The organism is Labilithrix luteola (assembly GCF_001263205.1).
Lineage (GTDB): Bacteria > Myxococcota_A > Polyangia > Polyangiales > Polyangiaceae > Labilithrix > Labilithrix luteola.
Window position 1 is genome coordinate 4471976 of the sequence record NZ_CP012333.1, and the last position, 7200, is coordinate 4479175.

Consider the following 7200-nt stretch of genomic DNA (forward strand, 5'->3'; position numbering starts at 1 on the left):
GAGCTCACCCCTCGAGCATCGTGGGCATGGAATCCATGCCGTCCATGAAATCCAGCAAGGCGTCGCCGACGAACGCGCGATCGGGAAGCTGGCCGAGCATGCCGTACATCGCCGACGGGCCTTGGGCCTGCTCGCCGGAGCTCCGTACGTGCGCGACGGCTTCGCGTAGATCTGCGACGAACGTCTCCGCGAGTACGTCGTGCGCCGGGCTCACCGTCAAGTGGAGGCTCGTCGGGCGCTGTTGGCGGTCGATGCGCCAGCCTTTCTGGAGCATTCGGTCGGCGACGACGTTGAGGTCGACGGGATCGGCGTGCCGCTCGTCGATGCCGATGGCGAGAAGGCTCATCACGGGATTGCCCAGGATGCGTAATCCCGGGATCTCGCGGACACCGTCGGCCATGCGCTTCGTGGCATCCATCGCTCGTCGTGTCAGGTCGAGGTACCCCTCGGCGCCGAGGTAGTGCATGACGGCCCACGCGGCGGCGATGGCACCGCCGGGGCGCGTGCCAAGGACGCTCGGGGAGCCGAAGAGGCCTCCCGGCCAATCGGGGTGGACGAAATACTGATGTCGGCGCAGTGCGCGCGAGCGGTGAAGGAGCACCGAAGCGCCCTTGGCTGCATACGCGTATTTGTGGAGGTCGGCTGATATCGAAGTTACGCCAGGAACCCGGAAATCGAACGGGGGGACTTCGCGTCCCAACTTCTCGAGCCAGGGCAGGAAAAAGCCACCGATGCACGAATCGACGTGGCAAAGGATGCCTCGTGACGCCGCCAGCTCCGCGAGCTCGGTGATGGGATCCATCACGCCGTGGGGATATTGGGGTGCCGAGCCGACCACGAGGACAGTGTTGTCGGTCACGAGCGAGCGCGCGGCCTCCATGTCCGCGACAAAGGCATCCGTCACGGGCACGATCACGGGCTCGACGCCGACGATATGCGCCGCTTTGAGGAGCGCCGGATGCGCCGTGACGGGCAAGAGCATCTCGGGCGCGGTGACGTGCGGGCGGTTCAGGCGTGCCCAATCGCGAGCCGTCTTCACGGCGAGCAAGAGGCTCTCGGACCCGCCGCTGGTCATCGAGCCGGCCGCCCCTGCAGGTCCGTGCAAGAGCTCGATCGCGATCTCCAGCACCTCCGTCTCGAAGCGACGCAGGCTCGGAAAGGTCATCGGATTGAGCGCATTCTCCGAGAAGAAGCGCCCGTAGGCGTCCTTGGCCACGTCGAGAATGTCGGAACGTGTCGCGTAGACGAGGCTGAAAAGGCGTGCGCCCGCGGCATCGCCGTCGTTTCCTCGATATCTCTCCATGCGTGCACGGAGATCGTCGGCGTCGATACCTTGCTGGGGGATCGTCATCTCAGAGGCTCCCTGGCTTCGAAATGCAATGAAGCCCGTTCATGGTGACGCGTCGGCTCCACCGTCCGCCGCCGCCGTAGGAAGTTTGGCCATCGGAACGCCGGGCGGGACCTCGCTTGGAGCGATCAAGCGTGCCGACATGGTGCCTTTGCCGGCCCCGATGGCGCTCGTCCCGAGGAGAACAGTGTCGGCCGTGAGGCTGCCGGTCGCGCGCGGAGGTTGCCCGTCTGCGCCGTCACCGAAGAATGCGGTCATGGTGAGACCGGCGACGGTCACGGCCGGACTCTGCACGACCATCATCGCCGGTGCCGTAACGATTCCCGTTCCGTTCTGCCCGTCCGCCACGCAGCCTTCGACGGCGAACGAGTAGCCTGTCGGCGGCGTGGGGTTGGGGAGGAAGTCGGAATATTCGTCGACGCTCGCTGCCTTCGTCGAAGGGGCGACGCACTCGGGCGCGGGGAGGAGGCGGCACGCATCCGCCGGCCCGCATCCGCCGGGGCAGCGTGAGTTGTCGGCGTTTCGGTCGGCGTTCGTGAACGTCGCGGCCAGAATGCCGGTTTTGGGGTCGACGTTGATCGAACCATAGAGCTGGATTTGCGTGCCCAGCGGCTGTTCGACCTCGAGCAGCACGAAGTAGACCCCGTTGACGAACCCGCTTGCATTGGCGTTCGCCGCACAGCGGACGGCGTACGAAAAGGGAATGCGGGTGCGATTGTTGCGACGGCGGCCGTCGACGCTCTCGAGGCCGGGCTCGACCAGCAGCACGAGCTTCGGCCCGACGGGAAGTGCGCTGTCGGGGTGGAGAACGACACGACGGTTGCCGTTCGCGAGCTCGATGCGACCTGCCCTGTCGCCATCGAGTGGATTGTGGCCGAAGAGCACGTTCAACGTGGTGTTCGGATCGTCGTCCTCGTCGCCGAGGTCGCCTTCGATGTTCGTCTCGTAGGTGGCGATGGAGAGCGAGAGCGTCGCCGGATCGATGGCCATTCCGAAGTCGACGACGATCGGAGCCTTCGCGTCGTAGAGTACGGCGGATTCGAGGCCCACGATGGTTGCCGTCGGCGGCGGCTCGTACTTCTCGCAGGCGGCGGTGAGCGCACTCGTGAGGGCGAACACACCGAGCAACGACGTGCCTAGAGCAGCGGCGCGGTGGAGAGCGGAGGAAAGGCAAAGCTGTCGAGCGATGGCCATGGTCCCCTCAGAAGAAGAACGTGCCGCGCGCCTGCAGCAGGTAGCTGTTGACCGCGTCGCCGTTGATGTCGGCGAAGGCATCGCCGGTGAAGAGGTAGGCGCCCTCGAGGTCGGCTGCGAAGTGTTCGTACATTCGATATTGGACGCGCAAATCGAGCTCGGTTCCGTAATATCGATTCGGCGCGCCACCGGCGAAATTCACGAGATCGTCCTCGATTCGGAGGCCGTCTTTGCGCTGGAGTGAGACGATAGGGTCGACCACCTTGGCCGGCGCCCAAGCCATGAGCACGCCGCCGCGAAGCAGCAGGTTCTTCAGGGGGCGTACGTCGACCTGCGGGAAGATCGCGAAGGCGTTCGTGAATGAACCGCGGCTGGCGATGGCGTCGGTGGGGTAGCTCGGGGCACCGAGATCTCGCAGGAGCTGCACTCCGCTCGCGGCGGCCCGCCCCGACTGATAGGCGAGAATGTGCTTGAACATGAGAAGGCCCACGTTCGAGTCTTCGGCGAAGCGAAACTGAGTGAGCGGCGAGCGTGTCGTTGGATCGGAGTCGCCCGAGGCGTAGTCCGTCTCGAAGTAGAGCGTGTACATCGGCTGGTCGTAACGAACCACACCTCGCGCTCCGAACTGGCGAACGACCTGGTCGACCGGCGGATCATTGGAGATGACACGGAATGCTTCGCTGATCTCGCGCGTCGTCCCGAGGATGGCGGTGGCCTCCGCGCCGGCCGTGAAGTCTCCGAGCTTCGACATGACTCGACCGCCCACGGCGTTGATGCTCGTGTCGTACTGCTGATCCCAACGGTACGTGTAATACGCGCGAGCCTCGAAATTGCCGCCCAACGAGTGCTTCGGCTCGAGCCAGCGCACGGCGCCAACGATTCCGTGCAGATCGTCGCCGAACTGCTGCGGAGAATCGGTGACGAGTCGATCGTATGCGACGATGGCGAAGACGCCCCTGGTCTCCGATGTGTCGCGCGCCTCGACCGGCTTGAAGGCCTCGAGAGGCTTGGTGGCGAAAAGGATGCGGTCGGCGCTGTTGCCACGTCGCGAAAAGCCGAAGCGATTGCGGCGCCCATCGCCATCGTTCACGGAGAGCGATGCGCCGTCGGTGAAGGGCTGCCGGCCGATCCGGAGGAGCCCGACCGGCGTGACGATGTCGCCGTAGACGCGGCGAACGTAGACGGCATCGGTCTCGCAGAGCCCGAGGTGATAGCTCGTCGCGAGCGTCGATGGCTCGCCCTCGCGCAGCTGGTAGCACGTCGTGGCAAAGTTCGTGTTGCGTGTCGTGACGTTGGCGCCGTCGGTGGGCTCCGGCGCCTTGCCTAGCGTGCCGTTGTCGCCCCACAGAACGCCGTCCAGGACGTCGATGGAGGTGACGAGCCGGACTTTGTCTTCCCAATCGATTCCGGCGTCGAGGCGAAGACGATGCTCGATGGTCGAGAAATTCCGGTCGCGCGTTCCGTTGACGTTGATGGGACGGACAGCGGTGACGTTTGCGCGATATTCGGCCCCGCCGCGAAAGCCGATATCGGGTGAGATTTGAGCGCGCGCCGGCGGGCCCGCCGGATCGGCATCCGACCACGGCTCCACCGCCGAGGCCTCGGAGGCCGTGGTGAGCTGCAACACCACGACGAGACCCGACGCGATCGCGCGCGACGTCAAAGCGCGCGCGTACGCGCCCTGCCTCGCGCGCTGCCACGAGACGCGAACGATCGAACGAATCCCCACGCCTGGGGGCATTACCACGCGACCCCGGCCGATTGACGTCCCGAAGCGCTTCGAAACCTCGGTGAGACGTCAGGGCGCGTCAGGCGACGCTCGAGCGCCTCGAGCAGCCCGACCAGCTCGACGAGGTTGTCCTCGATCGATCGAAAGCATCGACGCGGCGCGTTTCGATTCATTCGAGCGCAAGGCTCGCGACGCTGGCTTGCGGCTCGTGGACGATTCGACGATGTGCCATCGAATGACGCGCGCGATGCCTCATCCTTCGTACGCGGCTTTACAGAACGACGTTTACGTGAACCGATCGGGCGATGCGCTTCGATGCGTTCGCCAAGAAGGAATTTTCGGCCCTCGATGCCGAGTCGGAAGCCGGGCACATCGGGCTCAAGAGGGCACTCCGTGCGCCCGACCTGCTGGCGCTCGGTGTCGGCGCGATTATCGGCGCCGGGATCTTCGTCCTAACGGGCAGCGCTGCCGCGAAGTATGCCGGACCGGCCATCACGATCTCGTTCGTGATCGCGGCGGTGGCCTGTGCCTTCGCGGGTCTCTGCTACGCGGAGTTCGCCTCCCTCATCCCGATCGCGGGCAGCGCATACACGTATAGCTACGCGTCGCTCGGCGAGCTCATCGCGTGGATTATCGGTTGGGACCTTATCCTCGAATACGGGTTCGGAGCGGCGGCGGTCGCTGTCGGGTGGAGCGGATACGTGAACAGCTTCCTCCAGGATCACGGCGTCACGATCCCGCCGCACCTCACCGCCGCGCCCGGCACGGTGCTCGTCTTGTACGACGGCCGATGGCAGCGACTCTCCTCCATCGAGGAGACGCTCGAGAGCGCTCATGTTGCTCTCGGCTCGATCCCGCACGTGACGGCCGCCTTCGATCTCGTGGCCTTCCTCACCGTCCTCCTCGTCACGGCGATCCTCGTCCGGGGGATCCGAGAGTCGGCGACCGTGAACACGCTCATCGTGATCGTGAAAGTCAGCATCGTGCTCGTGTTCGTCGGTCTCGCCCTCGTCGCCCTTACGCGCGCGGGCTGGGCACCCGCATCGAAGAACTGGTCGCCATACATCCCGCCCAACGCTGGTGAGTTCGGCAAGTACGGCTGGAGCGGCATCCTGCGCGGAGCGGCGGTCATCTTCTTTGCGTACATCGGATTCGACGCCGTCTCGACGGCCGCGCAGGAAGCCAAGAATCCGAAGCGCGATATGCCGATTGGCATCCTTGGCTCGCTCGTGATCTGCACGATTCTCTACATCCTCGTCTCCGGGCTGCTCACCGCGCTCGTGCCCTACACGGCGCTCGACGTGCCCGATCCGGTCGCGGTCGGCATCGACGCCACCGGCGTGGGGTGGGGGCGCTTCCTCGTGAAGGTCGGCGCCATCTTCGGGCTCGCGTCCGTGATGCTCGTCATGCTCCTCGCTCAGTCGCGCGTGCTCTTCACGATGTCCAACGACGGTCTGCTCTGGCCGGCGGCCGCGAAGATCCACCCACGTTTTCAGACGCCGTACGTCTCGTCGATCGTCGTCGGCGCCTTCGTCGCCGTGTTCGCTGGCCTCGTGCCGATCGGCATCCTCGGCGAGCTCGTGAGCATCGGCACGCTGCTCGCGTTCGTCATCGTCTGCGCGAGCGTGTGGATGCTCCGCCGGCGTCACCCCGAAATTCCGCGTCCGTTCAAGACTCCCTGGGTCCCGTTCGTTCCCTTCATGGGCATGGCCGTCGCGCTCGCGATGATGCTCGCGCTGCCTTGGGAGACGTGGCTACGACTCGGGGTGTGGCTCGCGATCGGCATGGCCATCTACTTCGGCTATGGGCGCAAGCACTCGCGCGTTCAGAAGGCGCTCCTCGAAAGGCCCCCCGCATGACCCGCGCGCGGAGGTCCTACGCGTGCGTCGTGAGACCCCGCGTGACGAAGCGCAATGTCTAGGGACCTCCGTCGTGGAGTTGGCGGGAGGCAATTCGTCCAGGGTCAGCGCCCGAACGAGACCGGCGAATTGTCCGGCGCCGCGAACCAGCGATTGAGTTCGCGCCCCGGTATGGCGTCGGCCGCAAACGTGAAGGTCCCGTCGTGCGCCATCTCCGTCGCGCCGCGTAGGAATGCGCCGAGCGCAGCCCGCGCCAGCGCGGCGCCGACGCTGACGCGTTTCACGCCGAGCGCCGCGAGCGCGTCGAGACTCAGCAAGCCGCCTTGCAGCCCCATGACGACGTTGACGGGCGCGCTGACGGCGCGCGTCACCGCCGCGATATCGTCGGGATCGGTCAGGCCCGGTGCATAGAGCACGTCGGCGCCCGCGTCGCGATAGGCGACCAGCCGCGCGATTGTGTCGGCGAGATCGCGGCGGCCGTTCAGGTAGTTCTCGCAGCGCGCGGTCAGCGTGAACGGAAACGGCAGTGCGCGCGCCGCGTCGACGGCCGCGGCGATCCGTTCGACCGCCGCGTCATGCGCGTAGATCGGCTTATCGGCGCGGCCCGTCGCGTCCTCGATCGAGCCGCCGACCGCGCCGGCTTCGGCGGCCAGACGGATCGTTTCGGCCACGGTGGCGGGCTCGTCGCCGAAGCCATTCTCGAGGTCGGCGCTCACGGGCAGGCCGCCCGCCGCGACGATGTCGGCGATGTGTTGGAGCATCGCGTCGCGACCGATCGCGTTGTCGGGCAAGCCTTTCGAGAAGGCGAACCCGGCGCTCGTGGTGGCGAGCGCCGGGAAACCGGCCATCGCGAGCAGGCGCGCGGTGCCGGCATCCCACGGGTTCGGGATGATGAATGCGCCGGGGCGCGTGTGCAGTGCGCGAAAGGCCTCGGCGTGGCGGGCTTGAACGTCGGAACGGGACATCGCTGACTCCGATGCAATGAGGAACGTTCCCGGTGCACCACAATCATCAGGCTTCGGCTTGCAGCCTCGCGGCACGCGGAGTTGCGTGCGTCTCAGAGATAGTCC

The 7200-nt window shown here is 66.2% G+C and carries 5 protein-coding genes; 1 reads left to right on the forward strand and 4 read right to left on the reverse strand.

Going from position 1 to position 7200, the window contains the following annotated elements; translation table 11 throughout:
* Positions 1 to 4: 4 nt before the first annotated feature.
* From AKJ09_RS19920 to AKJ09_RS19930, 3 genes are read right to left on the reverse strand one after another with little or no spacing between them, the layout of a single operon-like run.
* The gene (locus AKJ09_RS19920; RefSeq protein WP_146648784.1) at positions 5 to 1351 is read right to left on the reverse strand and encodes a pyridoxal phosphate-dependent decarboxylase family protein; all 1347 of its coding nucleotides are present in this window, start codon (positions 1349 to 1351) and stop codon (positions 5 to 7) included.
* Between the two features lie 39 nt (positions 1352 to 1390).
* Entirely contained in the window at positions 1391 to 2542 is a 1152-nt protein-coding gene (locus tag AKJ09_RS19925; RefSeq protein ID WP_146648785.1) for a hypothetical protein, read from the reverse strand.
* A 7-nt stretch (positions 2543 to 2549) separates the two neighbouring features.
* Positions 2550 to 4271: an alginate export family protein gene (locus tag AKJ09_RS19930; RefSeq protein WP_146648786.1), complete on the reverse strand. Its 1722-nt coding sequence runs from the start codon at positions 4269 to 4271 to the stop codon at positions 2550 to 2552.
* Positions 4272 to 4576: 305 nt separating this feature from the next.
* Between AKJ09_RS19930 and AKJ09_RS19935 the strand changes: the two genes are divergently transcribed.
* Positions 4577 to 6130: an amino acid permease gene (locus AKJ09_RS19935; RefSeq protein ID WP_146648787.1), complete on the forward strand. Its 1554-nt coding sequence runs from the start codon at positions 4577 to 4579 to the stop codon at positions 6128 to 6130.
* A 104-nt stretch (positions 6131 to 6234) separates the two neighbouring features.
* Here the strand turns inward: AKJ09_RS19935 and AKJ09_RS19940 are convergent, their stop codons facing one another.
* The gene (locus AKJ09_RS19940; protein WP_146648788.1) at positions 6235 to 7095 is read right to left on the reverse strand and encodes an isocitrate lyase/PEP mutase family protein; all 861 of its coding nucleotides are present in this window, start codon (positions 7093 to 7095) and stop codon (positions 6235 to 6237) included.
* Between the last annotated feature and the right edge of the window lie 105 nt (positions 7096 to 7200).

What these genes read in the sequence shown, in the direction of transcription:
- AKJ09_RS19920 (WP_146648784.1), bottom strand. Translation starts at nt 1,351, where the DNA reads ATGACGATCCCCCAGCAAGGTATCGACGCCGACGATCTCCGTGCACGC.
- AKJ09_RS19925 (WP_146648785.1), bottom strand. Translation starts at nt 2,542, where the DNA reads ATGGCCATCGCTCGACAGCTTTGCCTTTCCTCCGCTCTCCACCGCGCC.
- AKJ09_RS19935 (WP_146648787.1), top strand. Translation starts at nt 4,577, where the DNA reads ATGCGCTTCGATGCGTTCGCCAAGAAGGAATTTTCGGCCCTCGATGCC.
- AKJ09_RS19940 (WP_146648788.1), bottom strand. Translation starts at nt 7,095, where the DNA reads ATGTCCCGTTCCGACGTTCAAGCCCGCCACGCCGAGGCCTTTCGCGCA.